The following is a 21,652-nucleotide window of genomic DNA, read 5'->3' as shown; positions in this document are numbered from 1 at the left end:
GCAGGAATTTATATTAAACCTAAACAATTATAAAAGTATGAAGAAATTTATTCCCCTATTATTAGCGGTCTTTGCAGTGACGCTTGCATCTTGCGAAAAAGACCCTGACATGGATAAGCTGGACAATAATTATCTGGTTTATACCAACTATGACAAGAAGGCGGATTTCAAAACCTTCGAAACTTATTACTTGCCGGACAGCATTCTGGTCATCGGTGATAAGGAAAACGCCGAATACTGGAAAGATGAGAATGCCCAGGAAATTCTCAGCGCTTATGTTGCTAACATGAACAGCCGCGGCTACATCCGTGTGGATGACCGGGAAGAAGCCGACCTTGGCTTGCAGGTAAGCTATGTCAGAAGTACCTATTACTTCACCGACTACGGACGTCCCGAATGGTGGTGGAACTATCCAGGCTACTGGGATGCTCCTTACTGGGGCAACTGGGGCGGATGGTATTATCCCTATGCCGTGAACTATTCCTACAGTACCGGTTCCTTTATCAGCGAATTGTTGAATCTGGAGGCGCCGCAAGGCCAGAGCGAGAAACTTCCTGTTCTGTGGACCAGCTATATGAGCGGCTTGCTGAGTGGTTCTACTTCTGTCAATACCAAACTTGCCGTGCAAGGTGTGAACCAAGCTTTCACTCAATCAACTTACCTGACTAACAAGTAGTGACAAGCTACGAGCTATAAGTGACAAATGACGGGTTACCCAATATTAAGGTAACAAGAATAATACGGCAGCATCCTTTCCGGACTGGGAAGTTGCCATTGAACCAAAAAACAAGAACAAAGTATGAAAACAATAAAATATCTTTCCTTGAGAGTATTTGCGGTTGCCGCTCTTGCTCTCGTCTTCGCCCTACCGACGAAGGCACAGATGACCGATAACGGTTATGCCAATATCGACTGGCAATATAACTTTCCCCTCAGCAACAACTTCGCCGACAAATCAAGCGGCTGGGGTATGAATTTTGAAGGCGGTTACTTCCTGACAGACAATTTTGCATTGGGAGCTTTCTTGAACTACCATAGCAACCATGAGTATTTCGGTCGCCAGACACTTCCCGTAGGCGAAGGCGGCAGTCTGAATACCGACCAGCAGCACACTGCATTCCAGTTGCCTTTCGGTCTGGCCTCCCGCTATGTATGGAACCGTGGAGGTGCATTCCAGCCGTATGCCGGTGTAAAACTGGGTGCTGAATATGCACAGTTGAAGTCAACTTTCAACGTATTCGAAGCCAACAAAGATACATGGGGTTTCTATGTATCTCCTGAAATTGGTTTCAATGTGTATCCTTGGGCTTATGGACCGGGCTTGCATTTCGCAGCCTATTACAGCTACGGTACGAACAAAGGTGACCTCTTTACGTACAGCGTAGACGGTTTGAGTAATTTCGGTCTGCGCGTAGGTATTGCGTTCTGATAAGACACACACTTAAAGCTTAACAGATAGAATTTAATTGTTTCAAAATTGAAGAAGAAAAGAGCCTTTCCTGCGTGAGCAAGGGAGGCTCTTTTTAATTTGTACCAATTATTTTTTTCCTCTCAGCATCGCCTTATATACCGCCTCCTGAATCCTCGTCCTTATATCCAGCCTCATCAACTTGTTATTCCACACATCCGGATAGGTGCGGTTGCTCAAAAAGACATAAACCAAGCCGTTCTCCGGGTCTGTCCAGGCGCAAGTGCCCGTGAAACCGGTATGACCGTAAACAGAAGCAGGGGCAGACTCTGCGCAGGGACTCTTCTGGGGATTATGCCGGTCGGGCTTATCAAATCCCAGCCCCCGGCGGCTTATCCTTGAGACGGTGGTAGTAAATACCCTGCAGGTCTCCTTGCTCAAATAGCGTTTACCGTCCAGTTCACCCCCATTCAGCAGCATCTGATAGACTTTTGCCACTTCTCCGGCAGTGGAGAACAGCCCGGCATTACCGGAAACGCCGCCCTGAAAAGCTGCAGATTCATCATGTACAAATCCTTGCAAGGTAGTCTTACGCAAGAAAGGATCTGTTGATGAAGGTACAATATCTTCCTTCTTCAAGAAGCGCAGAGGAAGATACCCCGTACGCTCCAATCCCATCGGAGTATAGAATTCCTTGGCCAGATATTCGTCCATAGACATGCCGGTGCGCGCCTCGACCAACTGCTGCAACAAGATAAAGCCCACACAACTATAACGGTAACGTTTATCTCTAAGCGAAGTATCCACAATCTTCTGCAAGTACTCTTGCTTGAAGGAACGGTTCAGCCAAAGGCTGTCGGACACTTGCATCGTATATTCCGGTGTCTGCACCTTCGACGTCAGTCCCTGACGGAAGCGGAACTTAGGGTTCGCCCAAGTCTGCCGTCCGATGCGTGCGGAATGCCGGGCATCGGGACGTGCCTTGAACAAAGTGCCGGTGTAGCTCTCTTCATCAATCGCTTCCTGATAGAATAGCAAGGTAGAAGGTAGACCGGATTCATGCATCAGCAGTTCGCGTACCGTAATATTCTTCTTGTCCGTATCCTGTAGGAAAGGCAGATAATCCGACACCCGGTCTGTAAGATTGAGGCGTCCGCCATCGTACAACTTCATCACAGCAAGCAGCGTGGCTGTGGTCTTTGTCAGCGAAGCGATGTCGTATACATCCGTCTTCTTTACGGGAAGCGCCTTGCTTCCGGCCTCGTTCCAGACGTGGGTACCGAAAACTTTATTATACATCTCCCTACCATCCTTCAGCACCACCACCTGGCAACCGGGGTAAGCCCCTTCACGAATGCCTTCTTCAGCTATCTTGTCTATTTCAGCCAGCAGACGGGAATTCATACCATGCTCTTCGGGTACAAAGCGGGGGGCGCTTTGAGGAGTCAGCGTCACTCCCGCACCGGCAGCAAACCGACTACCGATACTGGCAGACAAGCGTCCCTCTGAACAAGCGCTGCCATAAACAATCCGGGCAACCTGCCGCTGTACCTCCTCGTTGGAGGAGTGTGCCAAAATCACCGCTTCAGCAGCAGCGTCCCCTTGTTTTATCTGCAATACCTGCTTGCCAGGAATAAAGAACAGATAAACCACCGGTACGTCAGGAGCGAACTTTGCAAAGAAATTCTGATAGGGCGTCAAACGGTGTTCGGTGACACAGACCAGAATACGTTTGTACTTGGCCAGCGCATTCCTCAAACGGTTCCCGTCAGCCTCCGGCAGATTCTTGCCCAAATGGAACTCCACAGGACGGGTATACTGCGACAGTTCCTTGAGGAACGGCTGGATTTCCTGCGCTTCTCCCACATTGAGCACGGCAACTTCACCGATGGAAGGGTCCAGCGGAAGTACCTCGTCCCGGTTATCCAGCACAGTGATGGCCGCCAAGTTCAGCCGGCGCATCAAATCACGCGTTTTCGGAGTATTGATGCGGGTCCCCAAACCTGAAAGCTGTACATGGGGTTTCTTTTCCAACCCAAGGGCATATTTATATTTCAGTACTTTACGGCATTTCGCCTCTATCTCTTTCTCTGTCAGCTCCCCTTTTTTCACAGCGGCAAGCACAGCCTCCACTTCTTCCTTAATACGCCGGGGGACAAGCAGCAAATCATTGCCGGCTTTCAGCGCCTGCAAACAGATGCTTTCATTGCCCGATACCCCTTTCATGGCAAGGGCATCTGTAAAGACAAGCCCCTGAAAGCCGAGGTCATTCACCAACAGACCGGAAACTACCTTACGCGAAAGCGAAGACGGGAGCCCCTTTTGCGGCTCTATGGTAGGCACCTCCAAGTGCCCCACCATCATTCCTCCCAATCCGGCACGAATGGCTTTTCTGAAAGGATAAAGCTCTATACTGTCCAGACGGGCACGGGTAAAAGGCAGCACGGGCAACGCCTTATGAGAATCCACATCCGTATCCCCATGCCCCGGAAAGTGCTTGCTGACAGAAAGTACACCACCATCCTCCAACCCTTTGGAGTAGGCAACAACCTTGTTCGCCACATTGAACGGACTTTCACCGAAGGAACGGGTATTGATAACCGGATTCTTGGGATTGATATTCACATCCGCTACAGGAGCAAAATTCACTTGCACCCCCAGTTCACGGCATTGGCGGGCCACTTCGCGCCCATATTCATAAATCAGTGTATCGTTCTGTATGCAGCCCAGCACCATGTTTCGCGGAAAGTTCGGAGTACCGCGGAGGCGCATAGCCAGTCCCCATTCACCGTCAAAGGTAATCATCAGCGGAACTTCCGCCATCCGCTGCGCCTCATTGGTCAACATCACCTGGTTCTGCATCAATCCGCCGGAGAATAACAGACCGCCTACCTTATAGTCCTCCACCACCTTACGCAGCAGTTCCTTGTTGGCCTTGTCCTGCTGGGGGGCAATCGTATAGATGAACAGTTGTCCGATGCGTTCTTTCAGAGTCAGACGCTGCATGACGGAATCCACCCACTGCCTGCACCGCACGTCACTGTTCAAGAGACGTACAAGCGAAGGGTCGTTCGGCGGCACCGGAGTAAACGGCATCGGGCCAAGCTGCGCTTTCAGAAGCGGACAAAGACAACACAATATAGTGATATAGGCAAGCAGGTATATTCTCTTCATTCCTTATAGATAGATTGTTTTTAGGGGATTTGCGGAATAATACTTTTATAAATCAATTCCTGGATATCTCTTCTTATATTCATGTCACCCAGTTTCGTGTTCCATACATTGGGGCACAAGCGGTTGCTGAGGAATACATACACTGTCTTGTTTTCCGGGTCCACCCAAGCACAAGTACCGGTAAATCCGGTATGTCCATATACTGCTTCCGGAGCGGAAGGAGCACAAGGGCTGCGCTTCACAATGGATACATCCGGCTTGTCGAATCCCAGACCGCGACGGCTGATGGCGGATTTCTCCGTCGTAAACAAACGGCAGGTTGCCTTACTCAAGAAACGCTTGCCATTGAATTCACCGCCGTTCAGCAACATTTGATAAACCTTTGCCACCTCTTCGGCCGTAGAGAAAAGTCCTGCATTACCGGACACCCCACCCATGCAGGCAGCAGTCTCGTCATGCACATATCCGCATATATCCTGGCGACGCAGGAAGTCATTGGATGCCGTGGGCATGATTTCCGCTTTAGTGAACTTCGTCAAAGGCAGAAACATAGTACGTTGCAATCCCATCGGGGCATAGAACTCACGGGCAAGGTACAAATCCATCGGCAGCTCCGTCACCTTCTCCACTACCTGCTGCAACAGCACGAAGCCGAGGTCGCTGTAAACATAACGTTTGCCATCCAACTCGCACTTGGCTATCCGCTGAAGGATGGAATTCTTGAAACTCTTGTTCAGCCACATGCCATCTGCCATGTGCAGAGTATAGGCCGGTGTATTCTTGTCGGACACCATCCCTTTCCGGAACTTAAAATCGGAACAATAATAGCTATGCTCGCTTACCTGCGTACGATGCCACTCGTCCACCCAACTCTGGGAGTACGGGCCGTGTACCGAATTCGGGTCTATGATGTCCAGGTAGAAGCGGATATAGGGAGGAAGCCCCGATTCGTGGAACAAAAGTTCGCGGATGGTAATGTTCCGCTTGTTGCCATTGCGCAAGAAGGGCAGATAAGCGGAAACCTTGTCATCCAGTTTTATCTTGCCCTCATCATACAGTTTCATGACGGCAAGCAACGTAGCCGTAGTCTTGGTCAGCGAAGCCAAATCAAAAAGGTCCGAAGAACGGACAGTAGTGGTATCCTTATCAGAGTGGGTTCCGAAGCCTTTGTCATATACCGGCAGTCCGTCTTTCCACACCAGCACGCGGCAACCGGGATAAGCTCCCGCTTCCAGTCCCTTCCGGGCAACGGCATCGATACTTTGCAGCACATACGATTTCATGCCGTAATCTTCCGGAACAGTCTTCCCCGGTTTCATGCCCGGCTCAATCATACAGCCCGTTCCCGCTGGAAACAGTTTACCGATACTCATCGACATTCTGCCACTGGCCGGCTTTTTGGCAAAAAGAACATCAGCCACGTATTGCTGCAAATCCGTCTCTGCCGAATGTGCCAGCACCACAGCGCTAGATTTGGCAAGTGCGGGCATCAGAGGTTGCAATGTACGGTAAGAAGTAAAAAAAGTATAGACCAGCGGAGCACGCAGGTTCAAGCCTTCCAGAAAGGCCACATCACGGTCGCTGACATAAGCCGAACCGGTGATGCTGATAACCACGCGACGGAAAGCAGCCAACTGCCCCTGCACTTCCTGCCAGAGAGCCTCATCGGCATTCCAAGGCAAGTGGAAATGGCTGATGCCTGCATTCTTTTTCATAGCTTCCACAAAGGGAGCATCCGCCTCCTTCTCTCCGATGCTGAGCACGGCAATATCACCTTCCACCGGTGCCAGCGGGAGGACATCGAAATAATTGTTCAATACAGTCACTGCCGAACGGCGCAACTTGGCAGCCAACGCCTGCGCTTCCTCCGTATTGATGCGATAGCTCATTCCGCTGACCCGAAGTTGCGGCTGGCGGTTTCTCAAACCAAGCATATACTTGTACATCAATACCTTGCGGCACTTGGCATCAAGTTCGTCCTTACTCAGTTGTCCCGACTCCACTGCATCTACCAGCTCCTGCACCGCATTCTTCGTATTGAACTGTACCAGCACCATATCATTTCCCGCCAGCAGCGCTTTGGTAGTTACCTGCGGAATGGCAGACACACCCTTCATGTCCAAGGCATCGGTAAACACCAGCCCTTTAAAGCCGAGTTCATCCTTCAACAACCCGGTCACCACATTCCGCGACAAGGAAGAAGGAGTCACCCCGTCCGGGTCCAGCGCCTGCACTTGCAGATGGCCTACCATGACACCCCCCAATCCGGCACGTACCATTTCCTTGAAGGGATAAAGCTCCACACTGTCCAGGCGTGCACGGTCGTAGTGCAAGGCGGGAAGCGCCTTATGAGAATCCACATCCGTGTCGCCATGCCCGGGGAAATGCTTGCAAACGGAAAGTATGCCCCCGCTTTCGAGCCCACGGCTGTATGCCACCACCTTTTCCGCCACCCGCTGCGGGTTCTCGCCAAAGGAGCGTACGTGTATCACCGGGTTCAGCGGATTCGTATTGACATCCGCATCGGGTGCAAAATTGACGTGTACCCCCAATTCGCGAAACTGGCGGGCCACCTCACGTCCATATTCTTCAATCAGGCCATTGTCCTCGATACATCCCAAGGCGGCATTACGGGGATAGTCCGGAGCGCCTTTCAGCCTCATTGACAGTCCCCACTCTCCATCGAAAGTAACCATAACGGGAATCTTGGCATCCTTCCGGGCCATATTGGTCAAGATAGCCTGCTCTTCCGGAGTACCTTCGGAAAACAGCAAGCCACCGACCTTGTATTTCTTTACCAGCTCGCGCATCTGCTTTTTCGTGGCCTTGTCTGCTCTGGCCGGAATGGTGGCAACGATGAGCTGCCCCACTTTTTCGTGTACATTCAGACCTGACAACACGGAGTCCACCCATTGCCGGCACCGGTTGTCTGCAGCCGAAGGAAGAAACGGGCCTCCCGTCTGGGCGTGAAGTGAAGATAATCCCAATATAAACAATCCTGCAACCCATAAAAGGAGGGTGAGTCTTTTCATCATGCTATTTTTCAGTTAAAGTAAGTACCATTTCTCCTACGTAGATGCCACTCTTTCCGGTGTGCAGCACGGGAACGCTCTTGCCGTCCGCATTCAGATAAACGGCAGGCTTTTCCATAAAAGTATGCGAATGTCCTCCCAAAATGACATCAATGCCACGCGTCTTGCCTACCAGGTTCTCGTCGGAAGCGCCTTCGGGATTTGCACTGCGGATACCCAAATGAGACATGCAAATCACAACCTCGCAATTCTCCTTCTCCCTGAGAAGGTCTGTCATTTCCTGGGCCACCTTTATCGGGTCGTTGTAGACAATGCCTACGCATTTATCCGCCTGCACCAGCCCTTCCATCTTGGGGGCCAGGCCGAAGATACCGATTTTCACCCCTTCGCGCACCAAGGTGATATAAGGCTTCACCAGTCCTTCGAGTACCGTACCCGTCACGTCATAATTGGAACAGACCACGGGAAAATCCGCCATACGGAACAATTCCGCCATATTCTCAAGTCCGAAATCAAATTCATGATTACCTATCGTCATGGCATCATAGCCCATGAGGTTCATCATCTTGACCTCCAGCTCGCCTTTGAAAAAGTTATAATAAGGGGTGCCTTGCGAGATGTCTCCGCAATCCAGCAGCAACATATCCGGATGCTTGCCGCGAAACTGCTTTACAAAACCGGCACGGCGCACCACACCGCCCATCCCGGCATACTCGTCGGCAGCCTCGGCGCTGATGGGTTCTATACGGCTGTGCGTATCGCTGGTGTGCAGGATAAACAGTTGTTTTCCGGATTGGCCGGACGATACAGAATCGGCGGACACCAGGCAAAGGGGTTCTTCAGTAATGACACGCCCCTCTTGCTGTGCCGATGCGGGGAGCATGAAAAGCAGCAGGGCTGCCAAGGAATACATATGTTTCATAGAACTTCTGTTTTTTTAATGCTTACTCTTTAACGACCACTCTTCCCTCCATGCGCGAAGTCACCTTCTTGCCGGCTGCCGTCTGCTTCTCCACATACTTCATGAACAGACCACGCAGTGTAGCCCCATCCGGGCACTCCCTTTTATCCGCCTGCAGGAAAGCCGTCATTCCATCGTTTCCATCAGCCAGATAATCAATCGTGGCAACCGTATAGTCACGGTCATCCTCCACCGGCTTGCCGGCAATGGAAGCCTGGAGCAGCTTGCCATCCTTGCTGATTTCCAACTGTATACCACTCACCCCTTCACCAAGTCTCACCGCAATGTTTTCAAACAAGTGCTTCATGGCAGAGCCTTTCATCGTCAGCACACAGAGCGAATTCTCAAAAGGCAATATCTCATAGATGTTTTCGGTAGTGATGTCTCCTTCCGTCAGGGAGTTCCGGATTCCACCGATATTGATTAGCCCCATATCGGCCGGTTTGCCCAGCACTTCCACCGCAGCCTCACGCAGTACATCTGCAATCAGATTGGATAAAAGGCTTTCGGGCCGGAATCTGTCCATCGACATTTCTGCGGTTCCCACCACATGATACATAACGCTGTCCATCCGGGCCTTGTAGGGCGCCAGCAGAGCCACGGCTTCGGCATCCGGCTCGGCATCCCAGACAGAGTTCATGGGAATTCTGCCTCCCTCTACCTTGGTCACTTCGTAGGAAGAATGGCAGGAAACCAATAGAAGCGCAACCGCCAACACTGCCCCCGAAAGGAGACTGAAAGTTTGTTTCTTCATATTCATTTAGTTTTAAATTGCTACAAATATACTTTTCTTTTGCGACTGAGCCACACAATTAACCGATTATTTAGACTTGCGTTTAGCAGAATGAAACGCTCAAAAATCATCCCAACTGGCGAAAAAAAGCTTGAAGCACTTGTGTATCTGGCAAATAATTCGTTCCTTTGCACCGCTTTCGCGCAATCGCTGTCAGGACACCAAGAGAGAAGCCTGGTATGTTGCGTTGTAACGATGAAACAATTTAATAATAAAAACAATGGATTTAATTAAAATTGCAGAAGAAGCATTTGCTACCGGAAAACAGCACCCGAGCTTCAAGGCAGGTGACACTGTAACAGTAGCATATCGTATTGTCGAGGGTAACAAGGAACGTGTACAGCTGTACCGTGGTGTTGTTATCAAGATTGCCGGACATGGAAACAAGAAGCGTTTTACAGTACGTAAGATGTCAGGAACCATAGGCGTAGAACGTATTTTCCCGATTGAATCACCGGCTATCGACAGCATCGAAGTGAACAAAGTGGGTAAAGTTCGTCGCGCTAAACTGTACTACCTGCGCGCTCTTACCGGTAAGAAAGCAAGAATCAAAGAAAAAAGAGTTAACGGTTAATTCCAGACTCCTATTTCGAAATAAAAAAGGGAAACTGACAATGTCGGTTTCCCTTTTTTAGTGATATACACAGTAGACATACACACCATGCGATACTCTACTGCTACTCCCTCATTCAAAACATTGTAAGCCTGCGCTCCTTTCCTTTCACATAAGCCTTCCTTCTTGCTGATATGTTAGTTTATCAGCGCCCAACGGCCGTGAGGCGCTCTGCTAACGACCGTCAACAAGGTGCTTTATGGCCGTTAGGCGAACGCCTCACGGTCGTTAAACAGCTCTCATATGCATAGCTTGCCTATACTGAATACCTATCTTATCCATACCAAAAGCCTGACTTCCACCTATTATCGCACGGGCTTTTACGAAGTTAATACCGTGTTTGCAGGAAACCAATAGCTTGTTTACACGATATTGGCAAATTGCCCCATATCCTATTAATTTATTGTACTACAAGACATTAATAGATTATTTGGCGTAAATTTAAGGTGGAAGCAACTTTTGCTTCCACCTTTTCAAGTTGCTTCCACAGCATCCGCAACCCCGATGAATAAAGGGATACAGAGAATGGGTGGAAGTGTGGAAGCAACTTGTGCATAACTTTATTGCTGAGGAATATGTGCCACCAAAGAAAAAAAGGTGTGTCGAAACTCTCATAAACTAAAAATCACCCTCGCCACAGATAGGTGTAGCGAGGGTGACTTCGATAGAAGGGGAGTTTTGACATATCCCCTCCTTTATCAGTTTCCCTAATATTGATTACTTGATATCTCTCAGCTCCCAGCCCAACGCACTGGCACCCAGCACTGCAGCATCAGAGTCCTTCAACTCGGAAGCCAGCAACTTGGTCTTGCCTTTGTAGATATTCAATACATTGTCGTCAATAGCTTTCTGGATAGGCTTGAAAATATAGTCTCCCGCTTTTGCCAGACCACCGAACAACACGATAGCTTCCGGACTGGAGAAAGCGATGAAGTCAGCCAAAGCCTCACCCAAGATGGTTCCGGTAAACTCAAAGATGTCTTGAGCAATCTTGTCACCCTTCACCGCTGCATCATACACATCCTTGGAAGTAATGTTTTCTGCCGGAATGTCGCGCAACAAACTCGGTTCGGTACTCTTGGTCAAGAACTCACGTGCAGAACGCGCCACACCCGTAGCCGAACAATAAGTTTCCAGACAGCCGTGACGTCCGCATCCGCAGAGACGTCCGTTTTCACGACGGATAATAGTATGTCCCAACTCTCCGGCAAAACCGTCATGGCCATATACCATCTGACCGTTAATAACGATACCGCTACCTACACCGGTGCCAAGAGTTATCATGATAAAGTCTTTCATACCACGAGCCGCACCGTAAGTCATTTCACCGATACCGGCAGCATTGGCGTCGTTTGTCAAAGCGGTAGGGATACCCAAGCGCTCTTCAAACATGGCAGCCAAAGGAATTACACCCTTCCAGGGAAGGTTCGGGGCAAACTCAATAGTACCGCTGTAATAGTTTCCGTTAGGAGCACCGATACCGATACCTTTTATCTTGTCTACTCCACCGTTGGCAATAATGAGCGGCAACAGATTCTTGCAAACTTCGTCTACGTAATCATTGACGTCCTCATAAGCTCCGGTTTTGATGGAACTGCTTGCAATAATAGTTCCGCGTGCGTCTACAATACCAAAGACGGTGTTTGTTCCGCCTATGTCAATGCCCACTACATAGGGCTTTTCCATGTTTGAATTCATGATATTACTTTTGTTTAAAGGGTTAGTTAATCACATTCATGGTTACAAAAATCACAAAGAAAAACGACACTGCAAAATCTTTTTTTAAAAAAGTTTGCAACTTTTGCAACTTTTCGTAGCATTGCTGCGTCTAATAGTGAAAATTAATAAGAGTAAAGCAATAAACAGGGAAAACAGTGATACAACTAAAAGACATTAACAAGACCTACAACAACGGAGCACCGCTGCATGTGCTCAAAGGTATCAACCTCGACATTCAGAAAGGCGAATTTGTTTCCATCATGGGCTCATCGGGTTCGGGAAAGTCCACTTTACTCAATATACTGGGTATTCTGGATAGTTACGACACGGGGGAATATTATCTGAACGGTACCCTCATCAAGAACCTCAGCGAAACGAAGGCAGCCGAGTACCGCAACCGTATGATTGGTTTCATCTTCCAGTCCTTCAATCTCATTTCCTTCAAGAATGCAGTGGAGAATGTGGCGCTTCCTCTCTTTTATCAAGGAGTGAGCCGCCGCAAACGTAATGCGCTGGCACTGGAATATCTGGACCGCCTGGGGCTGAAAGAGTGGGCACACCACATGCCAAATGAGATGTCCGGTGGACAGAAACAACGTGTAGCCATCGCCCGTGCCCTCATTACCCAACCGCAGATTATCCTTGCCGATGAACCTACCGGCGCACTCGACAGCAAGACTTCCGTAGAGGTGATGCAGATTCTAAAGGAACTGCACGATACGGGCATGACCATCGTAGTCGTGACCCACGAAAGCGGTGTTGCCAACCAGACGGACAAGATTATCCATATCAAAGACGGTATCATAGGTAGCATCGAGACGAATCTGAACCACGATGCAAGCCCGTTCGGAAAAGACGGATTCATGAAATAATAAAGGAAGAGCCCCCTCCCCCTTTAATTTTTAATTCTTAATTTTTAATTATCAATGATAGACCTTTGGCAAGAAATATACGGAACCATCAAACGCAACAAACTGCGTACATTCCTGACGGGCTTTGCCGTGGCATGGGGAATCTTCATGCTCATCGTGCTGCTCGGAGCCGGAAACGGTATCATACATGCCTTCGAGCAAAATGCGTCGGAGCGCGCCTTGAACTCTATCCGCATCTTCCCCGGCTGGACCACCAAGTCATACGACGGTCTGAAAGAAGGACGCCGCGTCCAACTGGACAACCGGGACATGGATGACACGGAGAAGCAATTCACTGAAAATGTCATCAGTGCCGGTGCCACCGTGCGGCAAAGTAATGTAAACGTCAGCTTCGGACAAGAATATATCAATATCTCTCTGCTGGGCGTATATCCCAACTACACCGAAGTGGAAACCGTGAAAACAGCGGACGGACGTTTCATCAACTACAACGACCTGAAAGACCGACGTAAAGTCATCATCCTCCATAAGAAATCTGCAGATATCCTTTTCGGAAAAACGCATACTGAACCCATCGGACAATTTGTCAATGCCAGTGGAGTGGCCTATCAAGTAGTAGGCCTCTACAATGACCAGGGAGACCGCGAGGCAAACGAAGCGTATATCCCCTTCTCCACCTTGCAGACCATCTATAATAAAGGAGACAAGCTGAATAACATCATCTTTACAACCAAGAACCTGCACAGCATAGAAAGTAACGAAGCCTTTGAAAAAGAATACCGCAAGGCTATTGCCACCAATCACCGCTTTGACCCCACGGATGAGAGCGCCATATGGATATGGAATCGTTTCACCAACTATCTGCAGACACAGAATGCAATGGGTATCCTCCGGACTGCAATCTGGGTTATCGGTATCTTCACACTGTTGAGTGGGATTGTCGGCGTGTCGAACATAATGCTGATTACCGTGAAAGAACGTACCCGGGAATTTGGTATCCGTAAGGCATTGGGAGCAAAACCTTTCTCCATCCTTTGGCTGATTATTGTGGAAAGCGTGACTATCACTACGCTATTCGGTTATATCGGTATGGTGGCAGGCATCGGGGTGACGGAATGGATGAACTCTGCTTTCGGTAGCCAGACGATGGATGCCGGCATGTTCCAGCAGACCATGTTCTCCGATCCCACCGTAGACCTCAGTATTGCTATCCAAGCTACCTTGACCCTTATCATAGCGGGTACGTTGGCTGGGTTCTTCCCGGCTAAGAAAGCGGTAAGTATCAGTCCTATTGAAGCACTTAGAGCAGATTAAAGATTATGAGAATAGACATAGATACGTGTGAGGAAATCCTCATCACAATAACAAGGAACAAAACGAGAAGCCTGCTTACGGCGTTCGGCGTATTCTGGGGTATCTTTATGCTGGTGGCGCTTATCGGTGGCGGCCAGGGCATGCAGGAAGAACTAAAATCCCAGTTCGAAGGATTTGCAACCAACTCGGGCTTTATCGCTGCACAAAAGACAAGCGAGGCTTATAAAGGTTTTCGCAAAGGACGATGGTGGGATTTGGAGATGGAAGATGTGGACCGTGTACGCAATGTGGACGGTGTGGCGCTTGCCACGCCTTCCATTGCCTTATGGGGACAAGTGGCTGTCTACGGAGACAACAAGTACGACTGTAGTGTGAAAGGCTTGTATCCCGAATATGAACAGATAGAACATCAAGAGATGACCTATGGACGTTTCATCAATGATGTCGACATTAAAGAGTCGCGTAAAGTGTGTGTAATCGGCAAACGTGTTTATGAAAGCCTCTTCAAACCCGGTGAAGACCCCTGCGGCAAATATGTCCGGGTAAATGGTATCTATTACCGGGTTATCGGAATGTGTTCATCCGAAGGCAATGTCAATATACAAGGGCAGGCCTCTGAAGCCATTACATTGCCTTTTTCCACCATGCAACAGACCTACAACCTCGGAAAGAAACTGCATGTAGTATGTTTCATCATGAAACCGGGAGTAAAAGTGAAAGACGTGCAGCCCGAAGTGGAACGTCTTGTAAAAGCGGCGCACTACATTGCTCCCGATGACAAACAAGCCGTCATGCTTCTGAATGCGGAAGCTATGTTCTCCATGATGGACAACCTGATGATTGGAGTGCGCTTTCTAATCTGGATGGTAGGTTTGGGGACGCTGTTTGCCGGAGCTATCGGCGTATCGAATATCATGATGGTAACCGTCAAGGAGCGCACAACGGAAATAGGCATACGCCGTGCCATAGGTGCCCGTCCTAAAGACATTCTGCAACAAATTCTTTCGGAAAGCATGGTGCTGACCACTATAGCGGGTATGGCAGGTATTTCTTTTGCCGTATTTGTACTGCAAATACTTGAAAAGGCCGCCAATGACCCTGGAGTTATCAAAACCCACTACCAGGTTTCATTCGGACTGGCTATCGGAACCTGTATCCTCCTCATCGCATTAGGAGTGCTTGCCGGACTGGCACCTGCCTATCGCGCCATGGCAATCAAGCCAATTGAAGCCATCAGGGATGAATAAACTTATAGAGAGACCACTAACCGTAAGCCATGAAATAATGGCTATATCAATCGTAAATAATTAAATCGTAAATATAAGATGAAAACAAAGAAGTTTCTGAAAATCGCATTATTGGTAGTAATTGCTGCCTTATTCATTTGGACATTCGTTTTTCTGTACCAGAAGTCCCAACCTAAAGTAACAGTATACGAAACGATAGTTCCGGAAGTGACAGACCTTGAAAAGACTACCGTAGCCACCGGCAAAGTGGAACCGAGAGATGAAGTCCTTATCAAGCCGCAGATTTCCGGTATCATTGCCGAAGTATACAAGGAAGCAGGACAAAGTGTGAAGCAAGGGGAAGTGCTTGCCAAAGTAAAGGTGATACCCGAACTGGGACAATTGAACTCTGCCGAAAGCCGCGTACGATTGGCGGAAATCAACGCTGCCCAAGCCGAAACGGATTTCGCCCGTACCCAGAAACTGTACAACGACAAGCTTATCAGCGCTGAAGAGTACGAAAAAGGGGAAGTAAGCGTGAAGCAGGCACGCGAGGAACTGCAGACAGCAAAAGATAACCTGGAAATTGTAAAGGAAGGCATCACCAAGAACAGCGCCTCTTTCAGTAGTACCCTGATCCGTTCCACCATTACCGGTCTGATTCTGGATGTACCCATCAAAGTCGGTAACTCGGTTATCATGAGTAACACTTTCAATGACGGAACCACCATCGCTACCGTTGCCAACATGAACGATTTGATTTTCCGCGGCAACATTGACGAAACGGAAGTGGGCCGTGTGCACGAAGGCATGCCGGTGAAACTGACAATCGGCGCCCTGCAGAATCTTTCGTTCGATGCCACACTGGAATACATATCTCCGAAGGGTGTGGAAGAAAACGGTGCCAACCAGTTTGAAATCAAAGCTGCCATTGCCGCACCGGACAGCGTACAGATACGTTCCGGCTATTCTGCCAACGCAGAAATCGTATTGGACCGTGCCCAGAAAACGCTTGCCGTACCGGAAAGTACCGTTGAATTCAATGGTGACAGCACCTTTGTATATGTAATGACGGACAGCGTACCGGTACAGAAGTTCGAACGCCGCCCCATCCAGGTCGGCATGAGTGACGGCATAAAGATTGCCATCAAAAGCGGTATCAGTGCCCAGGATAAGATTCGCGGTACAGAGAAAAAGGATTAACAAACGGAATAGCTTAAAAAGATATACGATATGAATAAAAAGATATTCTTATACCTCGCAATATTCGGCAGTATCTCAGTGCAGGCGCAGGAACGATGGTCTTTACGCCAATGCATAGACTATGCCATCGAGCATAACATCAGTATCCGCCAGACAGCCAACGCTGCCGAACAGAGTGCTGTCGAAGTAAATACAGCCAAATGGGCACGACTGCCGAACCTGAATGCCAGTGCCGGCCAGAGCTGGAACTGGGGACGTACGCAAACAGCCATCAAAAATGAGGATACGGGAGACTATTCCACTGTATACGTCAACACCAGCAGCCACAGCACTAATATGTCTGTCAATACCAGCATACCTATCTTTACCGGTCTGGAAATTCCCCACCAGTATGCATTGGCCAAACTAAACCTCAAAGCTGCCATTGCCGACCTGGACAAAGCCAAGGAAGACATTGCCATCAATATAGCTTCGGCCTACCTTCAGGTGCTGTTCAATGAAGAGCTCCACCAGGTGGCGTTGGGACAAGTGCAATTGAGCAAAGAGCAATATGTCCGCATCAGCCGGCTTGCCGACTTGGGAAAAGCCTCTCCGGCAGAACTGGCAGAAGCCAAAGCACGTGTGGCACAAGACGAGATGAATGTAGTGCAGACAAACAACAACTATAAGTTGGCCCTGCTCGACCTTAGCCAGCTTATCGAACTGGAAACACCGGAAGGGTTCAATCTGGAATCTCCGGCAGTCAATCTGGATTTAGTCCCTCTCACTCCTCCGGATGAGATATTCCAAACAGCCATGGTGAGTAAGGCTTCCATACAAGCTGCACAGTTCCGCTTGGAAGGCAGTAAACACAATATCCGTATTGCCCAGAGCAACTACTACCCGCAACTGAGCCTGAACGGTAGTCTCGGTACGAATTACTATTCTACCATCGACCGTACTTTCAGCCAGCAGATGAACGATAACTTCAACAAATATGTAGGATTCAACCTCAGCGTACCTATTTTCAACCGTCTCTCTACCCGTAACCGGGTACGCACGGCACGCCTGCAACGTGAAAACTATGCCTTGCAATTGGATAATGCCAAGAAGACACTTTATAAAGAAATCCAACAAGCATGGTACAACGCCGCTGCTGCCGAAAGCAAATATACCAGTAGCCATACAGCCACCGTTGCCAGCGAAGAGTCTTTCAAGCTGATGAGCGAAAAGTATGAGAACGGAAAAGCAAATGCCGTAGAATACAATGAAGCAAAACAGAACCTTATGAAATCCCAATCAGACGAATTGCAAGCCAAGTATGACTATCTGTTCCGTACCAAGATTCTGGATTTCTATAAGGGAGAACCGATTGAATAAAAAAAGAAGTATAATTTTAGTTGTTGTGTTTGATTCTCCCCTCTCCCTGCCTCCAGGCTGACAAGAGGGGAGTTTTTTGTTCTTCTATCTCCTTTCCGAAGAGCGGGAAGAGCTACTGCCGGTAGAACTGCGGGTAGTGCTTGAAGAGCTGCTGCGACGGCTTTCGGAACTCCGTACGCCGGAAGCATTTCTTCTTTCCTTGCTTGCCGTCTTTACCCTGCTACGGCTGGGGCTCTTATCATTATTTTTAGTTCTTGTGGTTTCTATTTTCTCTTTACTCGACTTTCTGCCACTATCCACACTACTACGTCGCGTACTGCTGTTACGTGTACCTGTGCTAATGCGATTATTACTACCGTTGCTACGTCGCGTGGTATATACATCATCCCTGCCTGCCGGACGCTTATGCGAATTAGGGCGGATGTTCACCGAACCGAAATCTGAACGGCGGCTGGTGTGGTACGACTTATCATTCCGAATACTCCACGAACCGGTATAGTGCGGATGATGGTAACGACCGCGATAATAGCTGTTGTGATAGTGCGTACGATAATGCCCACCGCAATATGTACGGTAATGATACGGCCGCGGGAAATAGAAATGATTATGGTTGGTGTAAGTGATGTAAACCCTAAAAGACCAACGACCACCACTTACATAAACCGGACGGTAAAAATAGGCGGCCTGCATGAAACGGCCGTACTGCCGGTTATTCAGCACCCATCGAAGGTCGTCATTGCGCACATCCAGATAATCGTAATAGCGATTTAATGCCCATTCCTCCCCCCGAAGAACGTCATCCATCAGATAGCGTATACCGGAAATGAAATCATAGTTTATTTCGTACACGTCATTATACTGTTCTGTACTCAGGTTCAATTCATAGGCCATCTTGTCCGTAAGAAAGCGGGTCTCTTTACGCACTTTGCTGTTGCTCATTGCCGCACTACAAACAGCTGTACTCATCATAGCGGCAAAAAATATAAATATAATCCGTTTCATAACCCCTCCTTTTTTTAGTTATTCTTCTCATGATATTGTTTGATGAAGGCATTTATCTCGTTCTTGTCCGACGAGAAGGTCAGCTTGTCTATCGCATAATAGAAATTCGGTTTATCGGCTATTTTAGGATAAATCTTCTTCATCAACTGTTTCTTTTCACTGTCGAAACGATAAAAATCCATCAGACGGATACACTGGTCAGTAGTGAACCAAGAGGTCAGCAAGGCATGGTCGAGCACTTCCTTACGGTCTGAATCGAAACTCTGTTTTTCCATCAGCCCCATAAACTGTTCGAAGGCAGATGGTGACATCACCGGTTCATGCTGCTCGCCTCCTAACGGTCTGTCACCGGGTCTGCCAGGCTTGTGATGATTAGAAGTACCCCAGTTTCCACCAGGTCTTTTGTCCTCTGGAATGAAAATATCTTCCACTTCATTGATGGAGCAATGCACACGTTCATCATATAGGAGTTTTCCTCTTCGGGAATTCTCCCCACGGGATGGCGCTTCATAAACCTCTACCCGACAACTACCACGCAGATTGGCTACAAAACAACTGAAAGTAGGCAGGCAAACCTGCTGTCCGTCGACCAGTACCACCACTCTACGGTATGGACTTTCTATACGGATTCCGTCTATGGGCGCCGCTTTTATTGCGGGAAACGCTACCAGAACTAGACAAACACTTAATATCAAATGACGTATCATGACTTTTCTTTTTTTATTGTACGACAAAAATAGGGAGAGGAAATTCCCCTCCCTAATGATTGTCTCTATTTACAAGTAGGGAAATTCCTAATGACTGGGACTAATACCTAATCCTGATTCCATCTTCCTCCAATACAACCAGATGTTTTTTGTACAAATCTCCCACAGCCTTTTTGAAGGTTTTCTTGCTGACACCGAAAGTTGCATAGATTTCTTCTGCCGGACTCTTGTCATTCAAAGCTATCCGTCCGCCCTGTTCACGGATATAGTCCAGCAGCGTAGCTGAGAAATCTTCTACTTTAGCCTGCCCCGGTTTTTGAAGCAGCAGGTCTATCTTGCCGTCTTCACGTACCTGCTTCACATAAGCTTTCATCCTCATGCCCGTGTGCAGTGGCTGAAATATCTCGCTCTCATATAGCAAGCCGCTATATTCATCGTTGATGATCGCCTTGAATCCCAAATCCGTCTTCTGCCAAATCAGGATATCCACCTCCTGCCCCGACTCATAGGCGGCCTTCTCTTTGGAAAGATAACGGTCTACCTTGGCCGATGCCACGATACGATAGCTTTCATCATCCAAATGGGCATGAACCACATACTTCTTTCCCACCTGCATCTTCATTTTCTGTTCGCGGAAGGGGACGAAAAGATCCTTCATCAATCCCCAGTTAAGGAAAGCACCATACTGGTTTATCCACGCCACCTCCAAGCAGGCAAACTGCCCGACCTGCACTAACGGTGTCAGAGTAGTAGCTACCAGACGTTCTTCGTTATCAAGATATATAAAAACGTTCAGTTTGTCTCCCACCTTACAGTCTTGGGGGACATAACGCGACGGAAGCAGAATTTCACCTTCTTCGCCACCGTCCAGATACATGCCGAAGGCTACCTCCTTCACCACTTCCAGCGTATTGTACTTTCCTAACTCAATGCTCATAGTTTCTTACTTATCTTCATTTTCCCAACAAAGATAAGTAATTTAGGTACAATACAGCAGTTCGGAAAGAAGAAATAACTTTTTGCTCTAAAAGATAACTTTTTTCTATGAACAACTCTCTCCAAAAAGGGTTATCTTTGTATCGTGACAATTAGCAAGAAAAGATATTACTCACCTTTAAATAAAAAAGATTATGGAATTTCTGACAAATGACAAATTGACAATCGTCGGCGCAGCCGGCATGATCGGTTCAAACATGGCACAGACTGCAATCATGATGCATCTCACTCCCAACCTATGTCTGTACGACCCTTATGCTCCCGGACTGGAAGGTGTGGCCGAAGAGCTATTCCACTGCGGATTCGAAGGAATGAACATCACATTTACCTCCGATATCAAAGAAGCGCTGACCGGTGCCAAGTATGTGGTATCATCAGGCGGTGCCGCCCGCAAGGCCGGCATGACCCGCGAAGACCTTTTGAAAGGCAATGCCGCTATTGCCGAAGAATTCGGTAAGAATGTAAAAGCCTACTGTCCGGATGTGAAGCACGTGGTTGTCATTTTCAACCCTGCCGACATCACCGGTCTGATTACCCTATTGTATTCCGGCCTGAAACCTTCACAAGTGACCACATTGGCTGCCCTCGACAGCACCCGCCTGCGCAGTGAACTTTCCAAGCACTTCGGCATCGCCCCCGACAAAATCGAAAATTGCCGTACCTACGGCGGTCATGGTGAACAGATGGCTGTATATGCCTCTACCGCCAAGGTGGACGGTAAACCGTTACTTGATATCATCGGTACCCCTGCCCTGACTAAAGAACAGTGGGTCGAAATCCAGACTAAGGTAACCAAAGGCGGTGCCAACATCATCGCCCTCCGTGGACGTTCTTCCTTCCAGAGTCCGGCATACGTCTCTATCGAAATGATAGCTGCAGCGATGGGTGGCAAACCGTTCCGCTGGCCTGCCGGTACATATGTACACAGCCACGGCTTCGACCACATCATGATGGCAATGGAAACTGAAATTACCAAAGACGGTGTACACTATAAGGAACTGAACGGCACGCCCGAAGAAGAAGCCAAACTGAAAGAAAGCTATGCCCATCTCTGCACACTTCGTGACGAGGTGATAGAAATGGGTGTACTGCCTGCCATCAAAGACTGGCACAGCATCAATCCGAATATCGACTGATGTCTTCGATAGCAAATGATTTTTAGAAGTAAGGTGCCTCGCTCCATAGAGCAAGAGGCACCTTTTTTAGATATTTTTCCTCAAAAAGCCTTGCGGTATAAAAAAAACTCTTTATCTTTGCACCCGCAAACGAAAAA

Annotated in this window: 17 protein-coding genes; 9 read left to right on the top strand and 8 right to left on the bottom strand. The window is 48.4% G+C overall.

What is annotated here, in order from left to right; genetic code table 11:
• The first annotated feature begins 37 nt into the window (after positions 1 to 37).
• Together DW896_RS10955 and DW896_RS10950 are read left to right on the top strand one after the other, a co-directional pair.
• On the top strand, positions 38 to 676 hold the full coding sequence (locus tag DW896_RS10955; protein ID WP_005834796.1) for a DUF4136 domain-containing protein: 639 nt from the start codon (positions 38 to 40) through the stop codon (positions 674 to 676).
• A gap of 123 nt (positions 677 to 799) precedes the next feature.
• The gene (locus tag DW896_RS10950) at positions 800 to 1,429 is read left to right on the top strand and encodes an outer membrane beta-barrel protein (protein WP_005834794.1); all 630 of its coding nucleotides are present in this window, start codon (positions 800 to 802) and stop codon (positions 1,427 to 1,429) included.
• Positions 1,430 to 1,537: 108 nt separating this feature from the next.
• Here the strand turns inward: DW896_RS10950 and DW896_RS10945 are convergent, their stop codons facing one another.
• Genes DW896_RS10945 through DW896_RS10930 form a run of 4 tightly spaced genes read right to left on the bottom strand, consistent with a single transcriptional unit; the run spans position 1,538 to position 9,329 of the window.
• Positions 1,538 to 4,582, bottom strand: a complete 3,045-nt coding sequence (locus tag DW896_RS10945) for a glycoside hydrolase family 3 N-terminal domain-containing protein (RefSeq protein ID WP_005834792.1) — start codon at positions 4,580 to 4,582, stop codon at positions 1,538 to 1,540.
• Between the two features lie 20 nt (positions 4,583 to 4,602).
• Positions 4,603 to 7,617: a glycoside hydrolase family 3 N-terminal domain-containing protein gene (locus DW896_RS10940; protein WP_119993234.1), complete on the bottom strand. Its 3,015-nt coding sequence runs from the start codon at positions 7,615 to 7,617 to the stop codon at positions 4,603 to 4,605.
• Between the two features lies 1 nt (position 7,618).
• Positions 7,619 to 8,536, bottom strand: coding sequence for a bifunctional UDP-sugar hydrolase/5'-nucleotidase (locus DW896_RS10935; RefSeq protein ID WP_009037789.1), 918 nt, complete (start codon positions 8,534 to 8,536; stop codon positions 7,619 to 7,621).
• A gap of 22 nt (positions 8,537 to 8,558) precedes the next feature.
• A complete protein-coding gene (locus tag DW896_RS10930; RefSeq protein WP_005834787.1) occupies positions 8,559 to 9,329 on the bottom strand; it encodes a 5'-nucleotidase C-terminal domain-containing protein in 771 nt (256 codons plus the stop codon).
• Between the two features lie 259 nt (positions 9,330 to 9,588).
• On the opposite strand from DW896_RS10930, the gene rplS reads away from it, so the two are divergent.
• A complete protein-coding gene (gene rplS / locus DW896_RS10925; protein WP_009037787.1) occupies positions 9,589 to 9,942 on the top strand; it encodes a 50S ribosomal protein L19 in 354 nt (117 codons plus the stop codon).
• A 756-nt stretch (positions 9,943 to 10,698) separates the two neighbouring features.
• Here rplS and DW896_RS10920 read toward each other — a convergent pair.
• Positions 10,699 to 11,679 carry an ROK family protein gene (locus tag DW896_RS10920; RefSeq protein WP_005825067.1) on the bottom strand — a complete coding sequence of 327 codons (981 nt, stop codon included), beginning with the start codon at positions 11,677 to 11,679 and terminating at the stop codon, positions 10,699 to 10,701.
• A 176-nt stretch (positions 11,680 to 11,855) separates the two neighbouring features.
• Here DW896_RS10920 and DW896_RS10915 point away from each other — a divergent pair, with 176 nt between their 5' ends.
• The 5 genes from DW896_RS10915 to DW896_RS10895 all read left to right on the top strand — a co-directional run bounded on the left by DW896_RS10915 (position 11,856) and on the right by DW896_RS10895 (position 17,674).
• Positions 11,856 to 12,572, top strand: a complete 717-nt coding sequence (locus DW896_RS10915) for an ABC transporter ATP-binding protein (protein WP_005825069.1) — start codon at positions 11,856 to 11,858, stop codon at positions 12,570 to 12,572.
• A gap of 54 nt (positions 12,573 to 12,626) precedes the next feature.
• A complete protein-coding gene (locus tag DW896_RS10910) occupies positions 12,627 to 13,886 on the top strand; it encodes an ABC transporter permease (protein WP_005825072.1) in 1,260 nt (419 codons plus the stop codon).
• A gap of 5 nt (positions 13,887 to 13,891) precedes the next feature.
• Positions 13,892 to 15,133 (top strand): ABC transporter permease, encoded by a 1,242-nt coding sequence (locus DW896_RS10905; RefSeq protein ID WP_005825074.1) that lies wholly within the window; start codon positions 13,892 to 13,894, stop codon positions 15,131 to 15,133.
• Positions 15,134 to 15,211: 78 nt separating this feature from the next.
• The gene (locus DW896_RS10900) at positions 15,212 to 16,315 is read left to right on the top strand and encodes an efflux RND transporter periplasmic adaptor subunit (RefSeq protein ID WP_008662889.1); all 1,104 of its coding nucleotides are present in this window, start codon (positions 15,212 to 15,214) and stop codon (positions 16,313 to 16,315) included.
• 30 nt (positions 16,316 to 16,345) lie between these two features.
• On the top strand, positions 16,346 to 17,674 hold the full coding sequence (locus DW896_RS10895; RefSeq protein WP_119993231.1) for a TolC family protein: 1,329 nt from the start codon (positions 16,346 to 16,348) through the stop codon (positions 17,672 to 17,674).
• An 84-nt stretch (positions 17,675 to 17,758) separates the two neighbouring features.
• On the opposite strand, the gene DW896_RS10890 is transcribed toward DW896_RS10895, so the two are convergent.
• The 3 genes from DW896_RS10890 to DW896_RS10880 all read right to left on the bottom strand — a co-directional run bounded on the left by DW896_RS10890 (position 17,759) and on the right by DW896_RS10880 (position 20,320).
• The gene (locus tag DW896_RS10890; protein ID WP_009037786.1) at positions 17,759 to 18,676 is read right to left on the bottom strand and encodes a hypothetical protein; all 918 of its coding nucleotides are present in this window, start codon (positions 18,674 to 18,676) and stop codon (positions 17,759 to 17,761) included.
• A gap of 14 nt (positions 18,677 to 18,690) precedes the next feature.
• Positions 18,691 to 19,383: a DUF4476 domain-containing protein gene (locus DW896_RS10885; RefSeq protein WP_005825088.1), complete on the bottom strand. Its 693-nt coding sequence runs from the start codon at positions 19,381 to 19,383 to the stop codon at positions 18,691 to 18,693.
• 100 nt (positions 19,384 to 19,483) lie between these two features.
• On the bottom strand, positions 19,484 to 20,320 hold the full coding sequence (locus DW896_RS10880; protein ID WP_009037785.1) for a S1 RNA-binding domain-containing protein: 837 nt from the start codon (positions 20,318 to 20,320) through the stop codon (positions 19,484 to 19,486).
• Positions 20,321 to 20,513: 193 nt separating this feature from the next.
• On the opposite strand from DW896_RS10880, the gene DW896_RS10875 reads away from it, so the two are divergent.
• Entirely contained in the window at positions 20,514 to 21,515 is a 1,002-nt protein-coding gene (locus tag DW896_RS10875; protein ID WP_005825092.1) for a malate dehydrogenase, read from the top strand.
• The last annotated feature ends 137 nt before the right edge of the window (positions 21,516 to 21,652 follow it).

Source organism: Bacteroides sp. AM41-16, from assembly GCF_003603495.1.
GTDB lineage: Bacteria > Bacteroidota > Bacteroidia > Bacteroidales > Bacteroidaceae > Bacteroides > Bacteroides uniformis.
This window is presented reverse-complemented; position numbering and strand designations above follow the sequence as displayed.

Excerpts from the sequence above, each read along its gene's own strand:
- DW896_RS10875 (WP_005825092.1), top strand. The coding sequence starts at position 20,514 with ATGGAATTTCTGACAAATGACAAATTGACAATCGTCGGCGCAGCCGGC.
- DW896_RS10945 (WP_005834792.1), bottom strand. The coding sequence starts at position 4,582 with ATGAAGAGAATATACCTGCTTGCCTATATCACTATATTGTGTTGTCTT.
- DW896_RS10950 (WP_005834794.1), top strand. The coding sequence starts at position 800 with ATGAAAACAATAAAATATCTTTCCTTGAGAGTATTTGCGGTTGCCGCT.
- DW896_RS10880 (WP_009037785.1), bottom strand. The coding sequence starts at position 20,320 with ATGAGCATTGAGTTAGGAAAGTACAATACGCTGGAAGTGGTGAAGGAG.
- DW896_RS10895 (WP_119993231.1), top strand. The coding sequence starts at position 16,346 with ATGAATAAAAAGATATTCTTATACCTCGCAATATTCGGCAGTATCTCA.
- DW896_RS10905 (WP_005825074.1), top strand. The coding sequence starts at position 13,892 with ATGAGAATAGACATAGATACGTGTGAGGAAATCCTCATCACAATAACA.
- DW896_RS10890 (WP_009037786.1), bottom strand. The coding sequence starts at position 18,676 with ATGAAACGGATTATATTTATATTTTTTGCCGCTATGATGAGTACAGCT.
- DW896_RS10930 (WP_005834787.1), bottom strand. The coding sequence starts at position 9,329 with ATGAAGAAACAAACTTTCAGTCTCCTTTCGGGGGCAGTGTTGGCGGTT.
- DW896_RS10900 (WP_008662889.1), top strand. The coding sequence starts at position 15,212 with ATGAAAACAAAGAAGTTTCTGAAAATCGCATTATTGGTAGTAATTGCT.
- DW896_RS10920 (WP_005825067.1), bottom strand. The coding sequence starts at position 11,679 with ATGAATTCAAACATGGAAAAGCCCTATGTAGTGGGCATTGACATAGGC.
- DW896_RS10955 (WP_005834796.1), top strand. The coding sequence starts at position 38 with ATGAAGAAATTTATTCCCCTATTATTAGCGGTCTTTGCAGTGACGCTT.
- rplS (WP_009037787.1), top strand. The coding sequence starts at position 9,589 with ATGGATTTAATTAAAATTGCAGAAGAAGCATTTGCTACCGGAAAACAG.
- DW896_RS10910 (WP_005825072.1), top strand. The coding sequence starts at position 12,627 with ATGATAGACCTTTGGCAAGAAATATACGGAACCATCAAACGCAACAAA.
- DW896_RS10885 (WP_005825088.1), bottom strand. The coding sequence starts at position 19,383 with ATGATACGTCATTTGATATTAAGTGTTTGTCTAGTTCTGGTAGCGTTT.
- DW896_RS10935 (WP_009037789.1), bottom strand. The coding sequence starts at position 8,536 with ATGAAACATATGTATTCCTTGGCAGCCCTGCTGCTTTTCATGCTCCCC.
- DW896_RS10940 (WP_119993234.1), bottom strand. The coding sequence starts at position 7,617 with ATGATGAAAAGACTCACCCTCCTTTTATGGGTTGCAGGATTGTTTATA.